The 24,421-nt window shown below is 60.7% G+C and carries 21 protein-coding genes; 14 read left to right on the top strand and 7 right to left on the bottom strand.

All coding sequences use genetic code 11. The annotated features are described in order from the left end of the window. Window positions 1–2 precede the first annotated feature (2 nt). A complete protein-coding gene (locus tag BJF91_RS15160) occupies window positions 3–383 on the bottom strand; it encodes a hypothetical protein (RefSeq protein WP_075615288.1) in 381 nt (126 codons plus the stop codon). 80 nt (window positions 384–463) lie between these two features. Here BJF91_RS15160 and BJF91_RS15165 point away from each other — a divergent pair, with 80 nt between their 5' ends. From BJF91_RS15165 to rpoH, 3 genes are all read left to right on the top strand, one after another. Continuing rightward, a complete protein-coding gene (locus BJF91_RS15165) occupies window positions 464–1,492 on the top strand; it encodes an RluA family pseudouridine synthase (protein WP_075615289.1) in 1,029 nt (342 codons plus the stop codon). Between the two features lie 88 nt (window positions 1,493–1,580). Further along, the gene (locus BJF91_RS15170) at window positions 1,581–2,813 is read left to right on the top strand and encodes an NAD(P)/FAD-dependent oxidoreductase (protein WP_075615290.1); all 1,233 of its coding nucleotides are present in this window, start codon (window positions 1,581–1,583) and stop codon (window positions 2,811–2,813) included. A gap of 241 nt (window positions 2,814–3,054) precedes the next feature. Then, entirely contained in the window at window positions 3,055–3,957 is a 903-nt protein-coding gene (gene rpoH / locus BJF91_RS15175; protein ID WP_075615291.1) for an RNA polymerase sigma factor RpoH, read from the top strand. Between the two features lie 63 nt (window positions 3,958–4,020). Here the strand turns inward: rpoH and BJF91_RS15180 are convergent, their stop codons facing one another. Then, window positions 4,021–5,298 carry an arsenic transporter gene (locus BJF91_RS15180; protein WP_075615292.1) on the bottom strand — a complete coding sequence of 426 codons (1,278 nt, stop codon included), beginning with the start codon at window positions 5,296–5,298 and terminating at the stop codon, window positions 4,021–4,023. Between the two features lie 244 nt (window positions 5,299–5,542). On the opposite strand from BJF91_RS15180, the gene BJF91_RS15185 reads away from it, so the two are divergent. After that, window positions 5,543–6,784, top strand: coding sequence for an MFS transporter (locus BJF91_RS15185; protein ID WP_234801630.1), 1,242 nt, complete (start codon window positions 5,543–5,545; stop codon window positions 6,782–6,784). Between the two features lie 438 nt (window positions 6,785–7,222). Here the strand turns inward: BJF91_RS15185 and BJF91_RS15190 are convergent, their stop codons facing one another. Together BJF91_RS15190 and BJF91_RS15195 are read right to left on the bottom strand one after the other, a co-directional pair. After that, a complete protein-coding gene (locus BJF91_RS15190; protein WP_075615294.1) occupies window positions 7,223–9,421 on the bottom strand; it encodes a hypothetical protein in 2,199 nt (732 codons plus the stop codon). Window positions 9,422–9,480: 59 nt separating this feature from the next. Beyond that, on the bottom strand, window positions 9,481–10,776 hold the full coding sequence (locus BJF91_RS15195) for an adenylosuccinate synthase (protein ID WP_075615295.1): 1,296 nt from the start codon (window positions 10,774–10,776) through the stop codon (window positions 9,481–9,483). 370 nt (window positions 10,777–11,146) lie between these two features. Between BJF91_RS15195 and BJF91_RS15200 the strand changes: the two genes are divergently transcribed. Then, on the top strand, window positions 11,147–12,040 hold the full coding sequence (locus BJF91_RS15200; RefSeq protein WP_075615296.1) for a DMT family transporter: 894 nt from the start codon (window positions 11,147–11,149) through the stop codon (window positions 12,038–12,040). A 12-nt stretch (window positions 12,041–12,052) separates the two neighbouring features. Here BJF91_RS15200 and BJF91_RS15205 read toward each other — a convergent pair whose 3' ends face one another. Continuing rightward, window positions 12,053–12,832, bottom strand: a complete 780-nt coding sequence (locus BJF91_RS15205) for a metallophosphoesterase family protein (protein WP_075615297.1) — start codon at window positions 12,830–12,832, stop codon at window positions 12,053–12,055. Between the two features lie 203 nt (window positions 12,833–13,035). On the opposite strand from BJF91_RS15205, the gene BJF91_RS15210 reads away from it, so the two are divergent. Beyond that, window positions 13,036–13,836 carry a creatininase family protein gene (locus BJF91_RS15210; protein WP_075615298.1) on the top strand — a complete coding sequence of 267 codons (801 nt, stop codon included), beginning with the start codon at window positions 13,036–13,038 and terminating at the stop codon, window positions 13,834–13,836. Here BJF91_RS15210 and BJF91_RS15215 read toward each other — a convergent pair. Next, on the bottom strand, window positions 13,796–14,794 hold the full coding sequence (locus BJF91_RS15215; protein WP_234801631.1) for a LysR family transcriptional regulator: 999 nt from the start codon (window positions 14,792–14,794) through the stop codon (window positions 13,796–13,798). The genes BJF91_RS15210 and BJF91_RS15215 overlap by 41 nt on opposite strands. 224 nt (window positions 14,795–15,018) lie before the next feature. On the opposite strand from BJF91_RS15215, the gene BJF91_RS15220 reads away from it, so the two are divergent. From BJF91_RS15220 to BJF91_RS15255, 8 genes are all read left to right on the top strand, one after another. Beyond that, entirely contained in the window at window positions 15,019–16,050 is a 1,032-nt protein-coding gene (locus BJF91_RS15220) for an ABC transporter substrate-binding protein (protein ID WP_075615677.1), read from the top strand. 121 nt (window positions 16,051–16,171) lie between these two features. After that, window positions 16,172–17,011 carry an ABC transporter ATP-binding protein gene (locus tag BJF91_RS15225; protein WP_407639886.1) on the top strand — a complete coding sequence of 280 codons (840 nt, stop codon included), beginning with the start codon at window positions 16,172–16,174 and terminating at the stop codon, window positions 17,009–17,011. Then, on the top strand, window positions 17,004–17,837 hold the full coding sequence (locus tag BJF91_RS15230; RefSeq protein WP_075615300.1) for an ABC transporter permease: 834 nt from the start codon (window positions 17,004–17,006) through the stop codon (window positions 17,835–17,837). Before BJF91_RS15225 ends, BJF91_RS15230 begins: the two co-directional genes overlap by 8 nt. Then, a complete protein-coding gene (locus tag BJF91_RS15235; RefSeq protein ID WP_075615301.1) occupies window positions 17,837–19,156 on the top strand; it encodes a cytosine deaminase in 1,320 nt (439 codons plus the stop codon). Before BJF91_RS15230 ends, BJF91_RS15235 begins: the two co-directional genes overlap by 1 nt. A 3-nt stretch (window positions 19,157–19,159) precedes the next feature. After that, window positions 19,160–20,566, top strand: a complete 1,407-nt coding sequence (locus tag BJF91_RS15240; protein WP_075615302.1) for an FAD-binding oxidoreductase — start codon at window positions 19,160–19,162, stop codon at window positions 20,564–20,566. A gap of 348 nt (window positions 20,567–20,914) precedes the next feature. Then, window positions 20,915–21,496, top strand: a complete 582-nt coding sequence (locus tag BJF91_RS15245; protein ID WP_075615678.1) for an NAD(P)H-dependent oxidoreductase — start codon at window positions 20,915–20,917, stop codon at window positions 21,494–21,496. Window positions 21,497–21,612: 116 nt separating this feature from the next. Then, on the top strand, window positions 21,613–21,963 hold the full coding sequence (locus tag BJF91_RS15250; RefSeq protein ID WP_075615303.1) for a hypothetical protein: 351 nt from the start codon (window positions 21,613–21,615) through the stop codon (window positions 21,961–21,963). Between the two features lie 134 nt (window positions 21,964–22,097). Continuing rightward, window positions 22,098–23,675 (top strand): methyl-accepting chemotaxis protein, encoded by a 1,578-nt coding sequence (locus tag BJF91_RS15255; RefSeq protein ID WP_234801632.1) that lies wholly within the window; start codon window positions 22,098–22,100, stop codon window positions 23,673–23,675. Window positions 23,676–23,802: 127 nt separating this feature from the next. Here BJF91_RS15255 and BJF91_RS15260 read toward each other — a convergent pair whose 3' ends face one another. Beyond that, complete coding sequence (locus BJF91_RS15260) at window positions 23,803–24,294, bottom strand: histidine kinase (RefSeq protein WP_075615305.1); 492 nt, start codon at window positions 24,292–24,294, stop codon at window positions 23,803–23,805. Window positions 24,295–24,421: the final 127 nt, after the last annotated feature.

Consider the following 24,421-nt stretch of genomic DNA (forward strand, 5'->3'; position numbering starts at 1 on the left):
GCCTATTGCGTCACCGCCACATCGGCGATCATCCGCCCGACCTGGAGATCGAAGACATAGGCACGTCCCTGCCCTTCGGCGGTGGTGCCATAAAACAGGATCTGCGTGCCCGACAGCGAAGTCGACGTCACCTTAAAGCCGGCCGGCAGTCTGGCTGCAAGCGACAGCGGCTGGTCGGAGGGAATGGCCAGGCCACCCGCCGTGGTCTTTTCCGGCGTGGGCGCGTGCCGGACCTTGTAGACAACGGCCGCCAACACGGCCATAAGGCTGACAAACATGATGGCCGCCGAGACGAGTTGCAGACGCAGCATCTTGCGGCGGACTTTTTCGAGCGTCGGATCGAGCGGCTTGTCTTTCTGTTCGTCGGTCTCGACTTGGCTCATGAACGTCAACCTTTTCCTGATGGAGCTGCTCCTGCCGCCCATCGGGCCTTGGCCGCAAGGGCTGAAACACAGGACGCGCTATGACTGACCCCTTTAAACAAGCCGGCGAGCCAAGGAAAGAGCTGATTGCCGACGAGAGCGCCGAAGGCCGGCTGGACGCCTGGCTGGCGGGCACGCTTGGGGGTGACCTGTCGCGCAACCGGGTGAAGGCGCTGATCGAACAGGGCGCCGTCTCTATCAACGCTGCTGTCATCACCGAGCCGAAGCGCAAGATCAAGCCTGGCGACCGGATCGTCATCGCCATGCCGGAGCCTGAAGACCCCGAGCCCAAGGGCGAAGATATCCCACTGACCGTGCTCTACGAAGACAAGGACCTGATCGTGCTGTCGAAGCCGGCCGGTCTCGTCGTGCATCCCGGTGCGGGCAACTGGACAGGCACACTGGTCAATGCGCTGATCCACCATTGCGGCGACAGCCTGTCGGGCATCGGCGGCGTCAAGCGCCCTGGCATCGTCCATCGACTCGACAAGGAAACCTCAGGGGTCATGGTGGTCGCCAAGAACGACATCGCCCACCGCCACCTCGCCGACCAGTTTGCCGACCATGGCCGTACCGGCCCGCTGGAGCGCGCATATCAGGCCATCGTCTGGGGCCGGCCACGCGGCTTGCGCGGCACGATCGATGCGCCTCTCGGCCGGGCCGGCGACCGCACCAAGCGCACCGTCAAGCAGGCCGATACCGACGACGCGCGCGAGGCAATCACCCATTACGAAGTGATGGAGCGCTACGGCGAAAAGCCGGATGCCACCTGCCTTGCCTCGCTGGTGGAATGCCGGCTGGAAACCGGCCGCACCCACCAAATCCGCGTGCACATGGCCCATATCGGCCATCCCTTGCTCGGCGACCCTGAATATGGCGCCGCCTTCAAGACCAAGGCCAATCTGCTGCCGGATGCGGCCAGAACCATCGTCACGCAGTTCCACCGGCAGGCGCTGCACGCCTATCTGCTGGCCTTCGAACATCCCGTCACCGGCGAGACCATGCATTTCGAGGCACCGATGCCCGATGACATGGAGCGGATAATCGAGGCCCTGCGCGCCATCGAGTGAACCCTTTGCGCTTTTGTACGTTAGCGCACGTCCGGCATGGCTGAAAAGCAGCTGTGTCTTCGGACGCGCAAACGGACAAAGGGCAGACATGGATACCAAGCAAGCCGTCGGACAATCGCGTGACCTTCATGACGGCAAGTCCTTCTGGGCCGCGACACCCAACATTTCCGTCGACAGCCAGGCCAAGCCGGCCCGCCGCGACTATGACGTGATCATCATCGGCTCGGGCATCAGCGGCGCGCTGATGGCGGACGCGCTGGCGCGGGAGGGTCGGCGCATTCTCGTGGTCGACCGACGCGCGCCGGTCAGGGGCAGCACGCTGGCCAGCACCGCGATGATCCAGCATGAAATCGACATTCCCCTCTCTCAGCTGTCAAAGGCGATCGGCACCGAAAAGGCGAGCCGCGCCTGGCGGCGCTCGGCCGCGTCAGTCGAACATCTCGGCACGCGCATCGATGCCCTCGGCATCGCCTGCCAGTTCCAGCAGCGCAACAGCCTGTTCCTGGCAGGCGACGAGATGGGATATCGCGGGCTCTCAGCCGAAGCGGATCTGCGCCGCGATGCTGGCCTTGAGGCCGATTATCTGAACGGCACCGAAGTGAAGGACCGGTTCGGCATCGATCGCACCGGCGCGATTGTGTCGCCCTATTCGGCCAGCGCCAACCCGGCCCAGATGACTGCTGGCCTGTTGAAGTCGGCTTTGGCGCGTGGCGTGGAAGTGGTCTCGCCGCTTGCCATCAGCGATATCAGGGAGACCCGCGATGGGGTGATGATGGCGACGACAGGCGGTATGTTGCTGTCAGCAGCCGACCTCATCGCCTGCACCGGCTATGAATATCTGAAGATGATGGAAAGCCCGCTGCACAAGGTGATCTCCACCTGGGCGCTTGCTTCCGAACCGAATGCAGAGCGGCCGGACTGGCTGGACGACCATCTCGTCTGGGAGGCATCCGAGCCTTATCTCTATTTCCGTTCCACGCCGGATGGCCGGATCATCGCCGGTGGCGAGGACGAGGACGATCCGCTGGCCCATCAGGACCCGGACAAGGCCGCCCGCAAGTTCGAAATCATTCGGAAAAAACTGAAGGATCTCGCCGGTATAGAGATGGACCGCATCGCCTATGGCTGGGCCGCCCCCTTCGGCACAACCCGCGACGGTTTGCCGATCATCGACCGCGCGCCTGGCACCGATCATGTTCATGTGGTCATGGGCTTTGGCGGCAACGGCATTACCTTCTCCACCATCGCCGCCCAGATCGTCTCGGCGCGGATAGACGGCGGCAGGGATCCGGATGAGGACCTCTTTGCATTTCGCTCATAGAGGCGACGGGAAAAGACGAATAAAAAAATCGGAACCCTGGGGAGTCTGAGGGGTTCCAACCGTATAGTCCAAGTTCCGCTCGAAACGTCGTCCCGGTAAATCGACCGTGAACGCGGGTAGGAGCTTGAATCCCGCTAATGCCACACTTATCTGACATATGATTTCGTGCGGGATGAGGAAATCCGCACGACCGAGCTTGCCCTATTGCCATCGGGAAGTTCATGAATAAAGGGGGTGCTTTATGGCCCGCAATAGCTTGCCTTCGATAACCGCCGGTGAAGGCGGACTGAACCGTTATCTAGACGAAATCCGCAAGTTCCCTATGCTGGAACCGCAGGAAGAATACATGCTCGCCAAACGCTATGCCGAGCATGGCGACCGCGATGCCGCGCATCGCCTCGTTACGAGCCACCTGCGCCTGGTCGCCAAGATTGCCATGGGCTATCGCGGCTACGGCCTGCCGATCGGCGAAGTGGTCTCGGAAGGCAATGTCGGCCTGATGCAGGCGGTCAAGAAATTCGATCCCGAGCGCGGCTTCCGCCTTGCCACCTATGCGATGTGGTGGATCAAGGCGTCGATCCAGGAATATATCCTGCGCTCGTGGTCGCTGGTCAAAATGGGTACGACCGCCAATCAGAAACGGCTGTTCTTCAACCTGCGCCGCCTCAAGGGTAAGATCCAGGCCATCGAGGAAGGCGATCTGAAACCAGATCAGGTCACGGAAATTGCCACCAAGCTGCGGGTCAGCGAGGAGGAAGTGATTTCCATGAACCGGCGCCTGTCCGGCGACGCCTCGCTGAATGCGCCGATCCGCGCCAGCGAGGGCGAGTCCGGCCAGTGGCAGGATTGGCTGGTGGACGACCACGAAAGCCAGGAAACCACCCTGATCGAGCAGGACGAGTTGGAGACGCGCCGCAACATGCTGGCCCGTGCCATGGGCGTGCTGAATGATCGCGAAAAGCGCATTTTCCAGGCCCGCCGCCTGGCTGAAGATCCGGTTACGCTCGAAGAGCTGTCAGCCGAGTTCGACATCAGTCGCGAACGCGTGCGCCAGATCGAGGTCCGTGCTTTTGAAAAGGTCCAGGAGGCCGTTCATAAAGACGCTCTGGAGCGCGCCAAGGCGCTGCGGGTGGTCGAGGCGTAAGCAGCCACGTTCATCTGTTCATTTCATGAGGGCCGTCGCGCAACAAACGCCACGGCTTTTTGTTTATCCAGCGACCGCCACCAGCGCCAAGAGCGACAGGACCAGCGCCGGGATCATCACGACTGCGCCGATCTTCAGGAAGTCCAGCGCGCCCATATGCAGGCCTTCGCGCCTGAGCGCCGCAAGCCAGAGGATGGTGGCGAGCGAGCCTGTGACGGAGAGATTGGGGCCGAGGTCGACGCCGACGAGCACGGCGCCCGAGACGGCGCTGCCGACATGGGCGCTCTGCACCGTCGCACCAGCCACAAGGCCGGCCGGCAGGTTATTGACGAGGTTGGAGAGGAAGCCGACCAGCAGACCGGCACCCATCGCCGCCGTCTTCGCATCATTGGCCGCTGCCTCAGACAGATGCTGGGCCAGCATCACAGTCAGCCCGGTCTTATCAAGCGCTTCGACCAGCACGAACAGGCCAGCCACCAGCGGCAGCACGCTCCAGGAGATGCCCTTCAGTGTCTCTCCCAGTTCTTGCCCCATGCCCCCCTGCCCGCTCAGGGCGAGAACCAGAACTGTTGTCAGGACGCCGGCAATGAAAGTCGGCAGGCCGAGATCAAGCCCGATTGCCGAAGCCACCATCAGCACGACAGCGGTCAACACCAGCCCGTAACCGGCCAGCTTGGCGCTTCGCGACAGATGCGGGGTCTCGATGTCATGCTCCAGCGTCTCCTCGCGGATCGCCTTTCGCTGGCTCCAGTAGAGCATGGTGAAGGTCACGACGATGGCAACCACGGACGGCAGCGCGAAGGTGGCAAGCCAGGTCGATAGCGGCGGCATCTCGCCCCCACCAAAGATCACCAGATTGGCCGGATTGGAAATCGGCAGCACAAAACTTGCGGCATTGGCGATGAAGGCGCAGATCAAGAGATACGGCATCGGGTTCTTCAGCTTCGCCGCCTTGGTCGCCGCATAGACCGCCGGCGTCAGCACGACAGCCGTCGCATCATTGGACAGAAAGGCCGTGACCAGAACGCCAACACCGTAGAGCAGCACGAACAGCCGCACCGGCGACCCCTTGGCGCGCTGGGTGGCGAGCGCCGCCAGCCAATCAAACAGGCCCTCGCGCCGCGCCAGTTCTGACAGCAACATCATGCCGATCAGGAACAGATAGACATCATAGCCCTTGGCAATACCGGCCCAGGCATCGTTGAGGCCGATCTGGCCGAGCGCCAGCAGCACGGCCGCGCCAAGCACCGCCCAGATCGCCTCCGGCCAGCCGAAAGGCCGGCTGATGACCCCGAGAACGGACAGGGCCGAGATGCCCCAGGTGAGATAGATTGCGGTCATGGAAAATCCGAAAACACGCGGCCGAATCCGGCCGGGAAAAAACTGACGGGCCGCGGAAACCGGAAGCTGATCTCCCCTCGGCTCCTCCCATTTAGGCCCTTGATCGCAAAGAGCAAGCGCAGGGGAACATTTTTGCGCTTTGCAAATTCCCAAACCGTCCCGACCGCCCTATTTGAAGCTAAATATTTGATTTTTCAACCTTTCCGAAAGGGCTATCGTGAACGCACAGTCTCAGATTGTCTCCGTGAGCCGCCGCTCCCTGATTGCCCTTGCGGTGCTGAACTTCTTCCTTGCCGATGCCCGCGACGGATTGGGCCCCTTTCTGGACGGCTTTCTCGCCACGCAGGGGTGGAAGCCGATGACGCTTGGCATCATCGCCACCATGGGCGGCGTGATCGGCATGGTGGCAACGCCGCTGTTTGGCGCCCTGGTCGATGCCACGCCCTATAAGCGGACACTGATCACTCTGCCTGTGATCGTCGTCACTGCCGCCGCCCTCTGGACCCTGGCAACGCCCAATGACTTCTCGGTGTTCGGCGGCCAGTCCGCCACGGCGCTTGTCGGTGCAGTCATCGGTCCTGCACTGATGGGGCTGACGCTCGGCCTCGTCGGCAACAAGGCCTTTTCCGGTCAGGTGTCGCGCAATGAGGTCTGGAACCACACTGGCAACGTATTTTCACTCGCCTGCGTCTTCTACCTCACCACCCATTTCGGCCAGAACGGCGTGGTCTGGTTGATGGTTGCGTCGGCCTTGGCGACCATTGTGGCCGTGCTTGCCATTCGTCCGCAGGAGATAGACCAGGATGTAGCGCGCGGCCTCGGGTCAAAGGATCAGCCGGATCAAGGCGCCAGTCATGGCCATGCGGCGCCGTCGGGCTATTCCATGCTGGTGCACAATCGCGGCTTGATCGTACTGGCGCTGATTCTGATGATCTTTCATTTCGGTAATGCACCGATCAGCCGACTGATCGCCCAGGACTTTTCGATCCAGCTCGACAGCCCGTTCAAAACCACGGCGATCACCACAGGCGTATCGCAATTGGCAATGATTGCCGTGGCAACCGCCACGCCGTTCCTGATCGACCGCTTCGGCCTGCGCTCGGTGTTCTTCATCGCGCTTCTGGCGCTCCCGGTACGCGGCATGATCGCCGGCAGCTTTTCGAGCTTTGCCGCCATCTATCCGGTGCAGATCCTCGACGGCATCGGCGCCGGCCTGATCGGCATTGCCACGCCCATTGCCGCCGAGCGCATCCTGTCAGGCTCCGGGCGCTTCAATGTCGGGCTGGGCGCGGTCATGACGGTACAGGGCATCGGCGCCTCCTCCAGCAATGTCGTCGCGGGCTGGCTGACCCAGGAAGGCGGCTATTCGCTCGCCTATTTCGTGCACGGGGGCATTGCCGCGTTGGCGCTGCTGCTGTTCGTTTTCAACAGAGAGAAAGTGGCGCCCGATCTGCCGGACCATGGGAAGAAGGTGGCGCCTGCATAATCGGACCGAAAAAGGGGAACCGGTTTTCGGAAATATCCGATGCGCAAACAAATAGTTAGCGTATCGCGCCTACCTGATTCACAGTTCAAGACGCAAACATTCTCGTTCGTGGCCTACCCCCTCTGTCCTGCCGGACATCTCCCCCTCACGGGGGGGGAGATCGATAAGGATCGGGCTTCTCACTCCACATCATCTCTTCGGCACGATCTTCGTTAAGGCCTGAAAATTCCTGAGGTTTCAGGAGAAACGAGCGGTCGCCTCCATCCGATCTCCCCCTTGAGGGGGAGATGCCTGGCAAGGCAGAGGGGGATAGACCACGGATAAAACGGTAGCATCGTGCACTGTGGGCCTGATTACAAAATCCGATAGCAGCTAAAAACGCAAAAGCGCCGCGCGTTATCAAACGCGCGGCGCTTTTATTTTGGTCATGTCCGGATATCAGCCGCCGCTGCGGCCATTGCCGAGGGCTGCCCATTCCTTGATGACGCTGTCGAAGATCGGCTGGCCGACCGTGCCCTTGTCGAGGGTGATCAGCGCCCGGCGACCGTTGCGATAGGTGACGGGAATGTCGATCCATTCGCGACCGCGCAGCAGGTCGACATTGCGAGCAACGACTTCGGCGAAATCGTTGAAGGCGATCATGAACGTATCGTCGGTGATCTTGGCCGGTACGGCGACGATCGGGTCGCCACGGTCCTGCTCGGATATCTTCATTGCCACGCGCTGAACGCTGTCGATGCCACCGCCTTCGAAATTCTGCGGCACGGAGAAGACGATTTCCATGAGATGGCTGGCCGGCAGCGAGCTGTCGGTATTGCGCTTGAAGGTGATCAGCGCCGTCAGGCCCTTATCCGGAATGGTCAGCTTACCCTGGATTTCAGGTTCGGGCTTGCCGGTGTCGCCGGTCTCGCGCTTGGCCTCCCAGATCACATAGCCCTGCGAGGTCGTTGGCGTCGTCTGGCCGAGGCGTTCCTCGTAGAGATAGGCCTTCTGGCCGTTCTCAGGCACGGTAAACGGTGCACCCTGCACTGGAGTCGTTGCAGCAGCCCCGGCAGGACCTGAGGCCGGCGCACCCGGATTGGCAGGCCCGTTCTGCTGCGCCACCGAGCGGCCTTCATTGCCGCTGGCAGGAGCACTCGAGGCGCCGCCATCCACTTCCGTGCCGTCAGGCATCAGCTTTTGCGTAAATTTCTGGCCACTGGCGCCTGCATCGCCAGCCGGGATCGACGCCGGTTTGCCGGCATCGGCGGTACTGGAAGCAGGCGTGCTGGACGATGAGGACGAGCCCATCATGCCATTGATCGATTGCTTGAGATCGGCAAGCGCGCCCGGCAGATTGTCGCGATGGGCATAGGCGAAATAGCCGCCGCCGCCCAAGAGAATGACGATCACACCGGTCAGCACATAAGGCAGTACGCTGCGGCGCTTCTTGCCGCGCATATTTGCCTTGCGCTCGGCCTTTGCCAAGACGGCGGCGATTTCTTCCGACGTGTTGGCGCGATTGGCTGATGCATCTCGCGCCGGCTTTTTGGCCGGCTTGGCGGCGGCAGGCGGCACGGTAGCGGCGAAATCGTCGAACCAGGCCGGATCTTCTCCGGCTTTGCCCTTGGCCGTCGTACCAGAGGCGGGCGCTGCTCCGGGTTGGCCAAAGCTTGCAGCCTGGTCAAAGCCGTTGGATTGGTCAAAGCCCGTGGACTGCCCGGGCACATCCCAATCGAGCAGATCCTTGGCCTCTTCCTGGCCGCGTGGCTCGGTTGCCTTGTTGTCGCGCACGAAAGCGTCGAAGGCACCAAGCGTCTCTGTCTCATCGAACACAGGCTGACGGGCCGGAGGGATCGGCGGTAGGCTTGCCGGCTCCGGACGCTTTTCCTCGGAGGCATGCCTGACACCGCTGTCGCGAGCGGCAGGGGTAGCCGCTGGAGCCGGTGCTGCGTACGGAACTGGCTCCAGATGGCTGTCGAGCCATTCGTCCATCGGCGGCTTCTGCGGCGTAATGGGTGCGGCAGGAGCAGGCTGAAACGGCGGCTGCGCAGGGCCATCTAAGGCCACATGCGGTCTGTATGGAGCCTCCGGTTCCGGCTGAGAAATCTGCACCGGCTCTTCCCATGGCGCAGGCTGGTAGGCAGGCGCAGGCTCATAAGCCGGTTCGGGCAGATGATCCGGCTCCGGTGCATGGGCGTGCTGATGATCGCGGTCGTCATGCCCGTGGTCGTGGTCGTGCCCATGGTCGTGATCGTGCTGCTCATGCTCCGACTGATGCGGTGCCTCGTAAGCAGGCTCCTCATGAGCAGGCTCGTGATGAACTGGCGCCTCGTAGACCGGTTCGGCGACGGGTTCCGGCACGTGAACCGGCTCGGGCGCAGCCATGGGCTGCGCGACCGGCTCCGGTTCGGGCACATAGACCTCGTCCTCCACGTCAGGCAGGGCCTCGGCATATTCAGCCTCGACCTCGATGATGGCGGCCTCGAGCTTATCCAACTGGCGGCGCAGCATCTCTTCGGATGGCTTCGGCGTCATGTTGTCGAGCTGGCGCATGACGGCTCCGCGCGCCTTCTCATACACCTTCACGCGCATTTCCGGGGTATTGTTCGACAGGCCATCAACGGCACGTCGAATAACTGCTACGAAATCTGCCATTCGTACTTTCTCGTGATCACCGGCGCCTGCCGACAAGACAAATTAAATCAACTGCAACCTTAGTCCTCAAATGGATCGGTCACAAGTATGGTGTCGTCCCGCTCGGGGCTGGTGGACAGCAGCGCCACGGGCGCACCGATCAGTTCTTCCACCTGGCGAACATACTTGATCGCCTGGGCGGGAAGATCGGCCCATTTGCGGGCGCCGACGGTGGATTCCTTCCAGCCTTCGAGCGTAATGTAGATCGGCTCGACCCGTGCCTGGGCGCTCTGGCTGGCCGGCAGATAGTCGATTTCCTGACCGTCGAGCCTGTAGCCGACGCAGATCTTCAACTCTTCAAGGCCGTCGAGCACGTCGAGCTTGGTGAGCGCGATGCCTGTAATACCCGAAGTCTTGACCGTCTGGCGCACCAGCACGCTATCGAACCAACCGCAGCGGCGCGGACGGCCGGTGTTGACGCCGACCTCGCGGCCCACGGTGGAAAGATGCTTTCCAATCTCGTCGTTCAACTCGCAAGGGAAAGGTCCCTCGCCGACGCGGGTCGTATAGGCCTTGGTGATGCCGAGCACGTAGCCGATCGCGGTCGGCCCGAGGCCGGAACCCGCAGCAGCCTGGCCGGCAACAGTGTTGGACGAGGTGACGAAGGGATAAGTGCCGTGATCGTTGTCGAGCAGCGCGCCCTGGGCGCCCTCAAAAAGGATGCGGGCGCCAGCCTTGCGCTGATCGTCGAGCACACGCCAGACCTGGTCGACATAAGGCAGGATCGCAGCCGAAACCTCGGCCAGTTCCTTCTCGATCGACTCGACGGAAATTTCCGGAAGGTCGAGACCGCGACGCAGCGCGTTGTGATGGGTCAGCAACCGGTCGATCTTGGCCGGCAGCGTTTCGGGATCGGCGAGATCGATGACGCGGATGGCGCGCCGGCCGACCTTGTCTTCATAAGCCGGGCCGATACCGCGGCGGGTGGTGCCGATCTTGGTGCCGCTGTTGGAGGCAGCGTCTTCGCGGAAGCCGTCGAGGTCGCGGTGCAGCGACAGGATCAGCGGCGCGTTGTCGGCAATGCGCAGGATCTCTGGCGTAATCGTCACGCCCTGGGCGCGCAGTTTTTCAACTTCCTGTACGAAATGATGCGGGTCGACGACAACGCCGTTGCCGATGACGCTCAGCTTGCCGCGCACCAGGCCGGAGGGCAGCAGCGCCAGTTTGTAGCTGACGCCGTCGATGACCAAGGTATGGCCGGCATTGTGGCCGCCCTGGTAGCGCACGATCACATCGGCGCGCTCCGACAGCCAGTCTACGATCTTGCCCTTGCCTTCGTCACCCCACTGGGAGCCCACCACCACGACATTCGTCATTTCAAAATCCTGTCTATACGCCTGAAGCGTAACCTCGTCTCGGACAACGGCACACCGGCCGACACGCCGCAAAACCGTCACCTGTTCCCTATGCCTTGTGGCCGGCCGCACCGAACGAGACATGTCGTCCCGTCATCGGCTGGCCCGTTTGCGCCGGGCGATCTGATGCCCTGCGCGCCCCCAAACCCGCGCATCTATACTGTGTTGTTTTGCGGAAAGCGACCCGTTTCTATGACAGGATCCAGCTTTTTGCATGGCAAAACCAACGACAACCGGGGCAAAATTTTCTTTCTTCCCCCGATTTCTCTGTGGCGATTTATCGGGTAGGCAGGCACCCAGCAAATCATGACGCGCAAGGGTTGAAAACCGAATGCAGATCAGAGCCTATGCTTACCTTGTCGCGACGACCCTTTTTTGGGGCGGCAATGCCGTCGCTGGCAAGCTGGCAGTCGGCCATATCAGTCCGATGATGCTCAATTTTGGGCGCTGGTCGCTGGCCTTCGTGCTGCTCCTGTCCATCTCCGCCGGGCAGATTCGCGCCGAATGGCCAATCGTTCGCCGCCATATTCCGCTGCTGCTCGGCCTTGGCGCCATCGGCTATACCGGCTTCAACGGCTTTCTCTACTCGGCGCTGCAATATACCTCAGCTGTCAACGGCGCCATTGAACAGGGCGGCATCACGGTGCTGATCTTCGTTCTGAATTTCCTGATCTTCCGTATTCCGGCCTCTGCCACCCAGATTGCCGGCTTCATGATCAGCTTTATCGGTGTGGCGCTCACCGCCGGTCATGGCGATCTGGTGGCGCTGCTATCGCTGAGGCTTAATCTGGGCGACGGACTGATGCTGCTCGCAGTGCTCTGCTACGCGATCTTCACCATCGCTTTGCGCTGGAAGCCGGACCTGCATTGGAAGACCCTCATGGCGGCGCTGGCTTTCGGGGCGCTCATCGCCTCGCTGCCGCTGGTCGCCTGGGAAGAGGCAAGCGGCAAACTGATCCTGCCCGATGCAACCGGCTACGCACTGATCCTGTTTTGCGGGCTCCTGCCCTCGCTGGTGTCGCAGACGCTCTATATCGCCGGCGTCAACATGATCGGCGCCAACCGCGCCGGCCTGTTCATCAACCTTGTGCCTGTCTTCGGCACCATCCTGTCGGTGGTCGTGGTCGGCGAGCGCCTCGAAACCTTTCACATTGTGGCGCTGGTGCTCGTCATCGGCGGCATCGCGCTCGCCGAATGGGGCAAGCCAACCCTCAAGACCACCTGACCGGTCTAACTGTCAGACCAGTGCGGCCTGCCCGCCGGCAATCCGCACGACGCTGAGCCGACCGGAGACATAGGCAGCGGTATCGACGCCGATCCGGTTTTTGCCGAAGGTAACGGTGTCAGTCGGCGTATGACCGTGCACGACAGTGAATGGTAGTTCCGGGCCGCGGCCAAGGAATGGCTCGCGGATCCACATCAGGTTCTCGTCGGTCTGATTTTCCAGCGCAACGCCAGGCTTGATGCCCGCATGCACGAACAGGAACTGGCCGACCTTGACCATAACAGGCAGCGACTTCAGCCAGACATAATGGTTTTCCGGAATGACGCGGGCGAGGATGTCCTGCAGACCAGCATAGCCACCGGCCTTATGCAGCGCATGGTCAATGTCCACACCGTATGAATAAAGTGTCGCGGCCGCACCGAAATCCAGCCAGCGGCGGCCAGCCGAGGGATCGTCGAGAAACTGGCAGAAGGCCTCGTCATGATTGCCGCAAAGCGACACGCGCTCGAAACCGGGCGCAAGCGGCGCCATCAAATGCTCCACCACCCGGCGCGAGGACGGACCACGGTCGACGTAGTCACCGAGCATGACGATCAGCTTCGGGCCGTCGAAGGTGCTGGCATCCTGCAGGATGCGGCATTCCGCCTCCAGCAGTTCGGCATAGCAACCGTGCACGTCGCCCACCGCATAAACTGCGGCGTAGGCGTCGGGTGCAATATCCAGACGGCTCCGCATGCCAACCAAACCGGCTTCCGATCCGACATCGAGAAATTTACGCAACAACTTAATCATATCGGTCCCAGCTTCCCGCACTCTTTTTACGCCTGTCGCTGCCGTATCTCAACCGCTTGGCCGGCCAATAATGATAATTACCAATCATTAACGTTAACACGCTTTTGGATCGCGTCCTTTTCGGCATCGCGCCGCGCTGAAATCGGTGCTTTTCGAAGCCCGCAACTGGGCTTAAGTCTTTGAACAGGCATTGAGGACACATCATGACCAAGCCATTTTTCTGGAATGAACTGACCACCTACGATTTCAAAAATCTCTCGGCGGACACGACAATTGCCGTGCTGCCCATCGCCTCTACCGAGCAGCATGGACCGCATCTGCCTATTGCAACCGATGTTGCCATCGGCAACGGCATGCTGGCCGAGTTGAAAGTCCAGCGCCCTGATGATCTCGACTTTCTGGTGCTGCCCACTCAGGAGATCGGCAAGGCCAACGAGCATGTCTACGGCCCCGGCACGCTGTCGCTGCCCGCCGATCTGCTGATTGCGGCCTGGACGGCAATAGGCGCCAAAGTGGCCGAAGCCGGACTTCGCAAACTGGTCATCGTCAACTCCCATGGCGGCAATGTCGACATCATGAGCATTGTCGGGCGCGAATTGCGGGTGCGCCACCAGATGGCCGTCGTCTCTACCCAATGGAGCCGGTTCGGAACCCCGCCGGGGCTGATTTCCGACCATGAGAACCGCTACGGCATCCATGGCGGCGAAGTGGAAACCGCGCTGATGCTGCATTTCCGTCCCGATCTGGTGCGGATGGACAAGGCAGAGAACTTCGTCTCCAGGGCGGAATGGATGAAAGAGCGCTCGGATCTCATCCAGCCCCTGCCGCCGCATGCGCTGGCTTGGATCGCTCATGATCTCAACCCCGCCGGCGTGGTCGGCGACGCCTCCAAGGGCACGGCAGAAAAAGGCGAAGCGATCTGCCGCCATCAGGTTGCCGGCTTCATCCAGCTTCTGCGCGACCTCACGGATTATCCGCTGTCGGCACTCTATTCCCCGGCATAGCCCCGGCACCCAGCGTTACACTGGCAGGGGGGAGGTATCCCCTGCCCTGCAATTCCTCGACCAGGGCCTGGATTTCCTGCAGCAGATATTCGACGAACAGGCTGGTCGCCGCATCCAGCGGCGCCCGCGCGCGGGCAAACAGCTTCATCGGCTGATGACGGCTATGGGGCTCGGCAAGCGGGCGAAACACCAGATCGCCGCGCCGGCATTCGACGATGACATCGAGCGGGTTGAGCAGCGTCAGGGCCGTGCCGCATTTGACCAATTGCTTTAGCATGTCGGATGCATTGGTCTCCAGCAACGGCTCGACCGGCAGCGGCAGATTGGACAGCGCCAGATTGATGACATTGCGCAGGCTGGTGCCGGGCTCGGCCAAAACCAGCTTTTCCTGAACGATATCGACGAGATCGACCGGCCCGGCCTCATGCGCCAGCGGATGATCCGGCGGCAGCACCGCCCCGACAGGAATGTCGAAATTGGCGATGGTGCGGATGCCAGGCGTCGCCGGAATGTTGAAGCCGATGCCGATATCCACTTCGCCTGTCAGCACGGGATTGAGCGTGTTCGAGCCGGCGTCATTGCGCAAATGCACCTTGATGCGCGGATGCGCCGCCAAAAACCGCCCGATGATTTCAGGCAGCGGCCCCGAGGCCAGCCCCACCGTCGCGACAAGCGAAACCTTGCCGACCTGCGGCATTTTCAGGCTGCGGATCCGCGCCTCCAGGCGTTCATACCCCTTCAGCACGTCCCTGATATGTTCGACGCAAAGCTCTCCCGCCGCCGTTAGCCGGAGACCACGCGGCAAGCGCTCGAAAATCGGCGTGCCAAGCTCTTCCTCAAGGGCAAGAATCTGCCGATTGACAGCCGAAGATGCAACGTTAAGTCTAGCAGCCGCTTTACGAATTGAACCGCAACGGGCAATCTCGTCGATATAGAGCAGCTTTCGGGAGTGAAGCATGGCCTAATCCATAAGTTTATTTTTTAAGCAGATTGAACAACAAGCATACATCACTGCCAACCGATGCCAAAATAGCATCAAGCCGGACGAATTTTGATGCTTTTCAAGCCGCAAGGCAACCGCTCATATGCGAAAGATGCGAGCGGACCAGGGCGGCGGACAGGGTATCGGAAGACGGAAGCGATCCGAGGGATCAGGGGAAATCAACAATGACCAAAACCATTATGCAAAAAACAATTCAAAAGGCCTTGGCCGCCGCCGCAGTCGCGGCCGGAACGCTTGTCAGCACATTGGCGGGAACCTGGGCCACGCCGGCACTGGCGCTTGACGAGGTCAGCTACGGCACCAATTGGCTGGCCCAGGCCGAGCACGGCGGCTTTTATCAGGCCGTGGTCGACGGCACCTATGAAAAATACGGACTGAAGGTCAAGATCGTCCAGGGCGGCCCGAATGCTGCCAACGAAGCCCTGCTGCTGGCCGGCAAGGTTGATTTCTACATGGGCTTCCCGCTGCAGGAACTCAGCGCCGTCAAGCAGGGCATTCCCATGGTCGACGTCGCCGCGATGTTCCAGAAGGACCCGCAGGTGCTGATCGCCCATCCGGACCAGGGCATCGACACGTTTGCAGACCTCGCCAAGCTCGACACGATCTTCATGGGCAAGGACGGCTACACCACCTATTTCGAGTGGATGAAGAAGAACTTCAAGGGGTTCAAGGACGAGCAGTACAAGCCCTATACCTTCAGCTCCGCGCCGTTCCTCGCCAACAAGAAGTCGGCGCAGCAGGGCTATATCACCTCGGAACCCTATGAGATTGAAAAGCAGGGCGGCTTCAAGCCGAAGCTCTTCCTGCTGGCCGACAACGGCTACAGCTCCTATTCCACGATGATCACCACCACCCAGACGATGATCGACAAGAAGCCCGACGTCGTCCAGCGCTTCGTCGATGCCTCGATCGAGGGCTGGTACAATTACCTCTACGGCGACAACAAGGCCGCCAATGCGCTGATCAAAAAAGACAATCCTGAAATGACCGATGCCCAGATCGCCTTCTCGATCGACAAGATGAAGGAATATGGCATCGTTGAATCGGGTGCGACAACTGACAAGGGCATCGGCTGCATGACCGACGAGCGCTACAAAGGCTTCTTCGATACGCTGGTGCAGATTGGCCTGTTCGACGCCAAGCTCGACTATAAAAAGGCCTACACCACGAAATTCGTCTGCAAGGGCGTCGGCATGAACTTGAAGAAATAAGGCCAAAAGCGAAGGCCGCAGCGGACCCGGCCTTCGCCACCCCTCTTCCCGCCATCGCGCGGTTTGCAACAGCCTTTCTCCCCGTGGGAGACGGGATCCAACAACAGGGCCTGGAATAATTGTGACCGAACCTCAGCCAGATCAGCGCAGCGAAAGCCACAAGCGTCCGGTCGTCACCCTATCGAATGTCTCGAAGGTGTTTTCCAGCGGCACCGTTGCCCTGTCGACCATGTCGATGACCGTGGAGCCAGGCGAATTCGTCAGCCTGCTCGGCCCGTCGGGCTGCGGCAAGTCGACGGCGCTGAGGATCATCGCCGGGCTTGGTGGCGTCTCCAGCGGCAGCGTCGACTGGCCGTCTTCGCGCATCAACGCCAAGGGCTTGCCAGAAGGCGATATCGGCTTCGTTTTCCAGGAACCGACCCTGCTGCCTTGGCAAACCGTGTTCGGCAATGTTTATCTGCCGCTGCGCCTGCAGGGTGTTTCCAAGGCCGCCGCCACGTCTACCGTGCTCGAAACCCTCGATACCGTCGGCCTCAAGGATTTTGCCGATGCTTATCCGCGCCAGCTCTCCGGCGGCATGAAGATGCGCGTCTCTATCGCCCGCGCCCTGGTGACCAATCCGAAACTGCTGCTGATGGACGAGCCCTTCGCAGCACTTGACGAAATCACCCGGCAGAAGCTCAATGACGATGTGCTGCGCCTGTGGCGCGAAACCGGCATCACAGTGATCTTTGTCACGCATTCGGTGTTCGAGGCCGCCTATCTTTCCAACCGCATCGTCGTCATGAAGGCGCGACCAGGCCGGGTGCATGCGGATTTTCCCATTACCACCAGCCTGGAACGCGACGCCCATTACCGGACCTCGGAAGAATACCGCCAAGTCTGCGAAAAGGCCTCTGACGTCCTGCTGGAGGCGATCGGCACGACGAGCCATGACGCATTGGAGCATCAGCATGGCTGAGCCGATCACCACCCTGCCGCAGCGCGGCTTCCTTGCCCGTCATGGAGAAACCGCCCTCAGGGTCGTCATCCCCTTTGCCGTCGTGGCGCTGCTGATCCTGATCTGGCATCTCGCCGTCGTGGTGTCCGAGGTGCCGCAATATATCCTGCCGAGCCCGATTGCGGTGGCCAACTCACTGTATGACGACTGGGACATTCTGGCGCCGGCGCTCTGGGTCACCACCAAGATCACCCTGATGTCGCTGGCATTGGCGCTGGTCGGCGGCGTCGGCTTCGCGGTGTTTCTAGTGCAGTCGAAATGGATTGAAACCGCCTTCTATCCGATTGCTGTCATTTTACAGGTGACCCCGATCGTTGCGATCTCGCCGCTGATCCTGATCTATGCGCCCACGACCCAGGTGGCGCTGCTGATCTGCGCCTTTCTCGTCGCCTTCTTCCCGATCCTCTCCAACATGGTGCAGGGTTTGAAGAGCGTCGATCACAACCTGCTCAACCTGTTCGATCTCTATGGCGCCTCGCGGCTGGAAACGCTGCTCTACCTGAAACTGCCGGCCTCGCTGCCCTATTTCATGACGGGCCTGCGGATCGGCGGCGGTCTGGCGCTGATTGCCGCGGTGGTCGCCGAATTTGCCGCTGGCTCTGCCGGCGCAGGCTCCGGCCTTGCCTTCCGCCTGCTGGAAGCACAGTACCGACTGAATATTCCCCGGCTGTTTGCGGCACTTTTCCTGCTGTCGTGCCTGGGCGTGCTGATCTTCGCGATTACATCCTTCATCTCATGGTTGGCGCTGCACCGCTGGCATGAAAGCAGCATCAAGCGAGAAAACTGATGAGCAAAGCCTTCGTGACCCTGCCGCAAGCCGACCGCTTCGCGCTGATAAACGCGACCCTGGCCGGTATCACGGTCGAGGACGGCTTGCCGTCCTCTCAAGCCCGCGAAGGCCTTGTGCAAGCCGACCTGATTATCGCAGGCGGCAAGATCGAAGCCATTCTCGCCGCCGGCACCGCTCCGGCTGATCTACCAGCCGCTGACCTCAGCAATGCCATGGTCTGGCCGACCTTCACCGACATGCACACCCATCTCGACAAGGGCCATATCTGGCCGCGCAAGCCCAACCCGACCGGCGATTTCATGGGTGCGTTGTCTACCGTCAAGGCAGACCGCGAGGCCCGCTGGACAGCTGAGGATGTCGCCACCCGGATGGATTTTTCGCTGCGCTGCGCCTATGCCCACGGCACCAGCCTGATCCGCACCCATCTCGACAGCAGCCCGCCGCAGCACCGGATTTCCTATGAAGTCTTCGCCGACATGCGTGAAAAATGGGCTGGGCGCATCGATTTGCAGGCCGCAGCCCTCTTCGCCTTCGAAGAAATCACCGACGAGGCCTTTTTTACCGACCTGCTACAGGTCTTGAAAACCCATGGCGGCATTCTCGGCGGCGTCACCCTGCCCTTAGCTGATCTCGACCATCGGCTCGACCTCTTGTTTCGCGCCGCAAACGACCATGGCCTCGACATCGACCTACATGTCGACGAAACCCAGGACGCTTCGGTTCTGACGCTGAAATCCATTGCCGAAGCGAAGCTGCGCAACGGTTTCGAGGGCTCCGTCGTGGTCGGCCATTGCTGCTCGCTGACCCAGCAGGCAGACGATGTCGCCAAGGCAACCATCGAGAAAGTGGCAGAGGCCAAGCTCGCCGTCGTGTCGCTGCCGATGTGCAACATGTATCTGCAGGACCGCCATGCCGGCCGCACACCGCGCCAGCGCGGCGTGACATTGTTTCACGAGTTGACGGCAGCGGGTGTGCAGACGGCTGTTGCCTCGGACAATACCCGCGACCCCTTCTATGCCTATGGCGATCTCGATTGCGTCGAGGTGCTGCGCGAGGCGGTGCGCATCGTCCATCTCGACCATCCCCTCGATGAGACCGCCCGGATCGTTACCCGCACCCCAGCCGATATTCTCGGACGGCCCGATCATGGCCGCATCGCCACCCGCGCCAAGGCCGATCTCGTGCTGTTTTCGGCTCGCAGCTGGAGCGAGCTTCTGTCTCGCCCACAGGCGGACCGCATCGTGCTGCGCTCCGGCCAGGCCATTGACACTACGCTGCCCAGTTACCGCGAACTCGACCCCCTGATGGAAAGCTGACCCATGCCCGATTACGCCAAAATCAAAGCCGAGCTTGCCGGCATCGCCGTCGAGGACAATCCGGCCCTGGTCAAGCAGAAGTCCCGCGACTTCTACTGGTATTCGCCGATCCTTAAGGCCGAACTCGATCACGTTACCGCCGATCTGGTCGTTTCGCCTGTTAGCGAAGAGGAAGTGATCCGCACGCTGAAAGTCGCCTATGCCCATGGCGTGCCGATCACCCCGCGCGGCGCCGGCACCGGCAATTACGGCCAGGCCATGCCGTTGTCGGGCGGCATCGTGCTGAACCTGATCAACATGAACAAGGTCAAGGAAATTCATCCCGGCCGGGTGATCTGCGAACCTGGCATCGTCATTGCCGAGCTCGACCGCCAGACCCGCGCCCATTCCGGCCAGGAACTGCGCTTCCACCCCTCGACCGCCCAGACTGCATCGATCGGCGGCTTCGTCGCCGGTGGCTCCGGCGGCGTGGGCTCGATCACCTGGGGTGGCCTGCGCGACCTCGGCAACGTGTTGCGGTTGCGCGTCGTGACCATGGAAGCCGAGCCGCGCGTGCTGGAGCTGTCGGCCTGGGACCTGCAGAAGGTGAGCCATGCCTATGGCACCAATGGTATCATCACCGAAGTGGAAATGCCGCTGGCCCCGGCTTACGACTGGGTGGATGTCATCGTCGGCTATGACGACTATATGGATGCCGTACGCTTTGCCGATGCGCTCAGCCATCGCAACGGTATCCTCCTGAAGGAAGTGGCGCCGATCTCAGCCCCCGTGCCCTACGAGTATTTCACCCGCCATAAGCCATGGCTGAAACAGGGCCAGTCGATTGTCGTGCTGATGGTCGCCCCGCATTCCATGGAGCCGCTGGTCGCCTATGTCGAGAAAATGAAGGGCGATCTGCGCTTTCGCTCCGACACAGTCGAGAGCATGAAGGGCATTCCCCATGCCTATGAACTCACCTGGAACCACACGACGCTTCGGGCGCTGAAGGTCGATCCAGCCATCACCTATTTGCAGGTGCAGTATCCGGGACCGGATCATGTCAAAAAGGTCGCCCAGATGAATGCGCTGTTCGGCGACGAGGTGATCGGCCATCTGGAATTCATGCGCTTCGACGGCGCCATCCAGTGCTCGGGCCTGCCGCTGGTGCGCTATACCACCAAGGAGAGGCTGGAAGAGATCATCAAGATCCACGAGGATAATGGCTGCCCGATCTTCAATCCGCATCGCTATACGCTGGAAGAAGGCGGCATGAAGCAGACCGATACGGTGCAACTGGCCTTCAAGCAGGAAACCGATCCGCAGGGCCTGCTCAATCCCGGCAAGATGATTGCCTGGGAAAATCCCGACTTCGACTTTTCCGCCGGACGCAACTATCTGTTTCCCGGACTGCAATCCATGGGCGCCGATTGAGCGCCCACATCCCGAACTCGTGACGTCTTACGGCATTTTTCGCGTATACAATCAAATACTCAGGGAATGCTATAAAACATCCAGATGTACTGCCTGATTTCAAATTTGGCCGATTCCGACGCCAAGCATTATGCAGTACACGTTAGCTCTGCGGCATGAGGTCGCTTCCATAATCCGAAGGTACTCCCGGCAGGAACTTGTTCCTGCCCATGCATGACGGTCGCCCATCGCACGCCCGATCCCGGCAAGCGACGGGATGGACTATCAAAAGGCATAGGGACAACGGCGCGGATGTTTTTGATGCGGCTGGCCGGCGATGCGACGGCAGCGCCAACCATGGACTTTTGCATGCGCGTGCTTGTTCTTCATTCCCATCCCCTGGCGGAAAGCTACAACCGGGCTCTTTACCAGCAGACCTGCGACAGCCTGCAGCAGGCCGGCCACGAGGTGGATGGCTGCAATCTCTATGACGAGGGTTTCAACCCGGTGCTTTCGGCGCAGGAGCGGCGGACCTATCATGATTACCCCGAAAATATCGAGCCGGTGAAGGCCCATGTCGAGCGCCTCAAGGCCGCCGAAGGTCTCGTCATTGTGTCACCAGTCTGGAACTTCAGCTTTCCAGCGATGCTGTCAGGCTATTTCGACCGGGTCTGGCTTCCCGGCGTGACCTTCGAACTCGCCGACGGTAAATTGACGCCGACGCTGCGTCACATCCGAAAGGCGGCAGCCGTCTTGACCTATGGCGCCACGCCGCTGCGCGCCTTCCTAGCCGGCAATCCGCCCAAGAAGTCGGTCACACGGGTGATCCGCGGCCAGATAAAGCTCGGCGCGCCGGTCAAATTCCTCGCCCATTACGACATGAACAATTGCACACCGCAAAGTCGTGCTGCCTTCCTTGAGAAGGTGCGAGGCGAGATGGAGCGATTTTAGAACCTGTCGGCGGGCTCGCGGGTTCGATTCTTCCCTGCGTTAACCAAACGGCAAGCGGTCTTCTCTAGCATTGCGGGCGTAGCGGAAAATACCAACCCAAGCGCGATAACAGGCTCATGCAGAAGTGCAAAGCAGCAGAACCGGTGCAGCAAGGCCAGGCAACCGGCCTGTGGTCTATCGTGCCATTCTGTCTGCTGATCATGTCGGGCATGGGATTGGCCATGCTCTGGCCGCGTGGCTCCTATCTGCTGGTCGTCGCGCCTCCCCTTTCCTCGCCGGCTGCGACCATGGCCATCATTGCCGGGGCCGATGGCGCTTTGGTGCAGCAGGGTCGCTTTGACTGGCTTGCGGTGGCTTATTCCGCTCATCCCGATTTTGCTGCACGCTTGCAAGCCAGCGGCGCCGTTCTCGTCCTTGCCAGCCCGCTGACAGCCGGCTGCCTGATCGAATCCGGCGCCAGACGGTGAGACCAGCTAAACCGGCACCTTAATTTAAGAATACCTTAAATTAGATTTGTCAAATTAATTGCCTTATTCCTGACACAGGGAACCACGCGACAATGGACGCTTTGCTTTCTCTTCGCCAAAAACTCGGACCGGGTATGATCGGTCTCGTCTGGCTCAACGCCACGCTCGTCGTCATTGCCGACTTCGTTCAAGGCCAACCTCAGCCGCTGCTTGATCTCGGGATCAGCTTGGCGATTGCCATCCTCTGCCTTGGAATATGGCGGCAGGACCGGACCGGCACCCAAACGATGATGGCAACCGCCATCGCCAATGCCGTATTGGTGTCGATGCTGGTCTATGCCTTCAGAGGCTCACCGCTGCAAAGCGACATGCACATGTATTTCTTCGCCGTTTTGGCGATCATGACGATGTGGGTCTATCTGCCGGCAATCATCGCATTTTCGGCAGTGGTCGCCGTTCATCACACCGCGTTCTATTTCCTGTTTCCCTTCGCGGTATTTTCTGGCGATTCCGATTTTTCCCGCGTCGTGTTGCACGCCGCCGTTCTCGTCTTCGAAACCGCAGCCTTGGCAATTCTTATCCGCATCGTGACAACGTCGATGAAGTCGGCAGAGTCGCTGGCGCAGGAAGCGCAGGAAGCTCAAGCCGCCGGCGAGGCCTTGCGGATAGACAATCTGAAAATCCAGACAACGGCGGCGGAAGAACGCATCCAGGCCTTCGAAACGGCTGAGAAGGAAGCGAAAGCCACCATGAAACGTGCGATCCGGGGACTGGAGCTCGCCCTGACGCGACTGGCGAAGGGCGAACTGAACTTCCAGATCGACGAACCCTTTGACGAGGCGTTCGAGGGCCTGCGTCAGCACCTCAACGACACGATCCGGCAATTTGCCGATGTGCTGGCAAGCGTTGTAGAGGCGGTCGTCATCATCGACGGTAATAGCCGTGAAATTTCCGCAAGCGCCAACGACCTGTCACGGCGCACGGAAAGCCAGGCGGCATCCTTGGAGGAGACGGCAGCAGCCCTCGGCTCGCTCACGTCCAATATCCAGCAGACCAGTGAGAACACACTGAAGGCCCATGGCATGGCCAGGACCGCCACTGATAATGCTGCCCATTCCAGCACGGTGGTCACCGAGGCCGAAGATGCCATGCGCCGGATAGAGGAAAGCTCGGGCAAGATCGCCAGCATTATATCCGTAATAGACGAGATTGCCTTCCAGACCAATCTTCTGGCGCTGAATGCAGGCGTCGAAGCGGCACGCGCCGGCGAAGCAGGCAAGGGTTTCGCCGTCGTTGCCCAGGAAGTCCGCGAACTCGCCCAGCGCTCGGCCAATGCGGCTAGAGAAATCAAGCAGCTCATTTCGGCTTCTTCCAGCGAGGTCGAAGGCGGCGTGCGACTGGTACGCAATGCCGGCAGCGCGCTGCAATCGATCAGCGGAAGTATCCAGGACATCGGCACGCTGATCGGCACGATTGCCGATGCAGCCAAGGATCAGTCGCTCGGATTGAAGGACGTCAACAGCGCCATCGGCGACATGGACAAGACCACGCAGCAGAACGCTGCAATGGTTGAGGAATCGACGGCTGCCGCGATGACCCTGGCCGCGCAGGCCGAACAGTTGAAGCAAATGGTCGACCATTTCACGCTGCCGGAACGGGGCCGACAGAACCGCACCGCATCCCGCTCTGAACCGTTGCGCATGAGTGCCTGATCAATACCTTTGCCTGCCCTTGTTTCGCCGGCAGGACAAAGACAGATCTCGGGAGTTTCGACGCCCGCTACGATAAGCCGCAGCGAGATAGCGCAGGGGCTCCCCAGGAGGGAGCCCCTGCAACCCATCAATGCGCCGGCTTCAGCGAGGCGATAATCTCCTGCAGCTCAGGACCGTGCTTTTCCTGTTTACCCTTGGTGCCCCAATAGGTGATGACCAGCAGCTTGCCTGGGCGCGGTGACAGCAGCGACAGACCGACATTGACGTCGCCGTCATTGTCTGTGCCCGTCCAGTCGAAATTGGTCATGTCCATGCCATTGACGGTTTCGTCCGACTGCTTTTGCGTGGAGCCATCGATCTTGACGCCGTTTTCCTTCAGGAAGGCGATGGCATCGTCAATGACCTTGTCGGTCGTCTTGGCGTTGGCGACATCGACGGCGATATAGATAGCGCCATCATCAGAGGTGGCGTCGATGCCGCTCTCGGTTTCCTTCGGCTCCCAGCTGGCGGGAATGGTAATGCGGGCAACCGGATTGTCGCTCGGAAACAGCAAAGTGTCCGCATAGGACAGACACGGCATCAGCAGAGTCATAAAGGCAGCGGCGGCAAGTCTTTTCACGAAAAATCCCCCAACGTGATGTGTAGAATAGCTCTACTAATTCCGGAGCATCTATCGCGCGAAATGCATTGCACGGCATCTACTATTTCCGGGTTCATCTTGGGACTGAACGAAAAAAGGCCCTGCA

It is taken from the genome of Gillisella taibaishanensis (assembly GCF_001938985.1).
GTDB lineage: Bacteria > Pseudomonadota > Alphaproteobacteria > Rhizobiales > Rhizobiaceae > Allorhizobium > Allorhizobium taibaishanense.

What these genes read in the sequence shown, in the direction of transcription:
- BJF91_RS15195 (WP_075615295.1), bottom strand. Translation starts at nt 10,776, where the DNA reads ATGACGAATGTCGTGGTGGTGGGCTCCCAGTGGGGTGACGAAGGCAAG.
- BJF91_RS15210 (WP_075615298.1), top strand. Translation starts at nt 13,036, where the DNA reads ATGACCAAGCCATTTTTCTGGAATGAACTGACCACCTACGATTTCAAA.
- BJF91_RS15170 (WP_075615290.1), top strand. Translation starts at nt 1,581, where the DNA reads ATGGATACCAAGCAAGCCGTCGGACAATCGCGTGACCTTCATGACGGC.
- BJF91_RS15165 (WP_075615289.1), top strand. Translation starts at nt 464, where the DNA reads ATGACTGACCCCTTTAAACAAGCCGGCGAGCCAAGGAAAGAGCTGATT.
- BJF91_RS15160 (WP_075615288.1), bottom strand. Translation starts at nt 383, where the DNA reads ATGAGCCAAGTCGAGACCGACGAACAGAAAGACAAGCCGCTCGATCCG.
- BJF91_RS15180 (WP_075615292.1), bottom strand. Translation starts at nt 5,298, where the DNA reads ATGACCGCAATCTATCTCACCTGGGGCATCTCGGCCCTGTCCGTTCTC.
- BJF91_RS15245 (WP_075615678.1), top strand. Translation starts at nt 20,915, where the DNA reads ATGCGCGTGCTTGTTCTTCATTCCCATCCCCTGGCGGAAAGCTACAAC.
- BJF91_RS15240 (WP_075615302.1), top strand. Translation starts at nt 19,160, where the DNA reads ATGCCCGATTACGCCAAAATCAAAGCCGAGCTTGCCGGCATCGCCGTC.
- BJF91_RS15190 (WP_075615294.1), bottom strand. Translation starts at nt 9,421, where the DNA reads ATGGCAGATTTCGTAGCAGTTATTCGACGTGCCGTTGATGGCCTGTCG.
- BJF91_RS15220 (WP_075615677.1), top strand. Translation starts at nt 15,019, where the DNA reads ATGCAAAAAACAATTCAAAAGGCCTTGGCCGCCGCCGCAGTCGCGGCC.
- rpoH (WP_075615291.1), top strand. Translation starts at nt 3,055, where the DNA reads ATGGCCCGCAATAGCTTGCCTTCGATAACCGCCGGTGAAGGCGGACTG.
- BJF91_RS15235 (WP_075615301.1), top strand. Translation starts at nt 17,837, where the DNA reads ATGAGCAAAGCCTTCGTGACCCTGCCGCAAGCCGACCGCTTCGCGCTG.
- BJF91_RS15250 (WP_075615303.1), top strand. Translation starts at nt 21,613, where the DNA reads ATGCAGAAGTGCAAAGCAGCAGAACCGGTGCAGCAAGGCCAGGCAACC.
- BJF91_RS15205 (WP_075615297.1), bottom strand. Translation starts at nt 12,832, where the DNA reads ATGATTAAGTTGTTGCGTAAATTTCTCGATGTCGGATCGGAAGCCGGT.
- BJF91_RS15230 (WP_075615300.1), top strand. Translation starts at nt 17,004, where the DNA reads ATGGCTGAGCCGATCACCACCCTGCCGCAGCGCGGCTTCCTTGCCCGT.
- BJF91_RS15215 (WP_234801631.1), bottom strand. Translation starts at nt 14,794, where the DNA reads ATGCTTCACTCCCGAAAGCTGCTCTATATCGACGAGATTGCCCGTTGC.
- BJF91_RS15200 (WP_075615296.1), top strand. Translation starts at nt 11,147, where the DNA reads ATGCAGATCAGAGCCTATGCTTACCTTGTCGCGACGACCCTTTTTTGG.
- BJF91_RS15255 (WP_234801632.1), top strand. Translation starts at nt 22,098, where the DNA reads ATGATCGGTCTCGTCTGGCTCAACGCCACGCTCGTCGTCATTGCCGAC.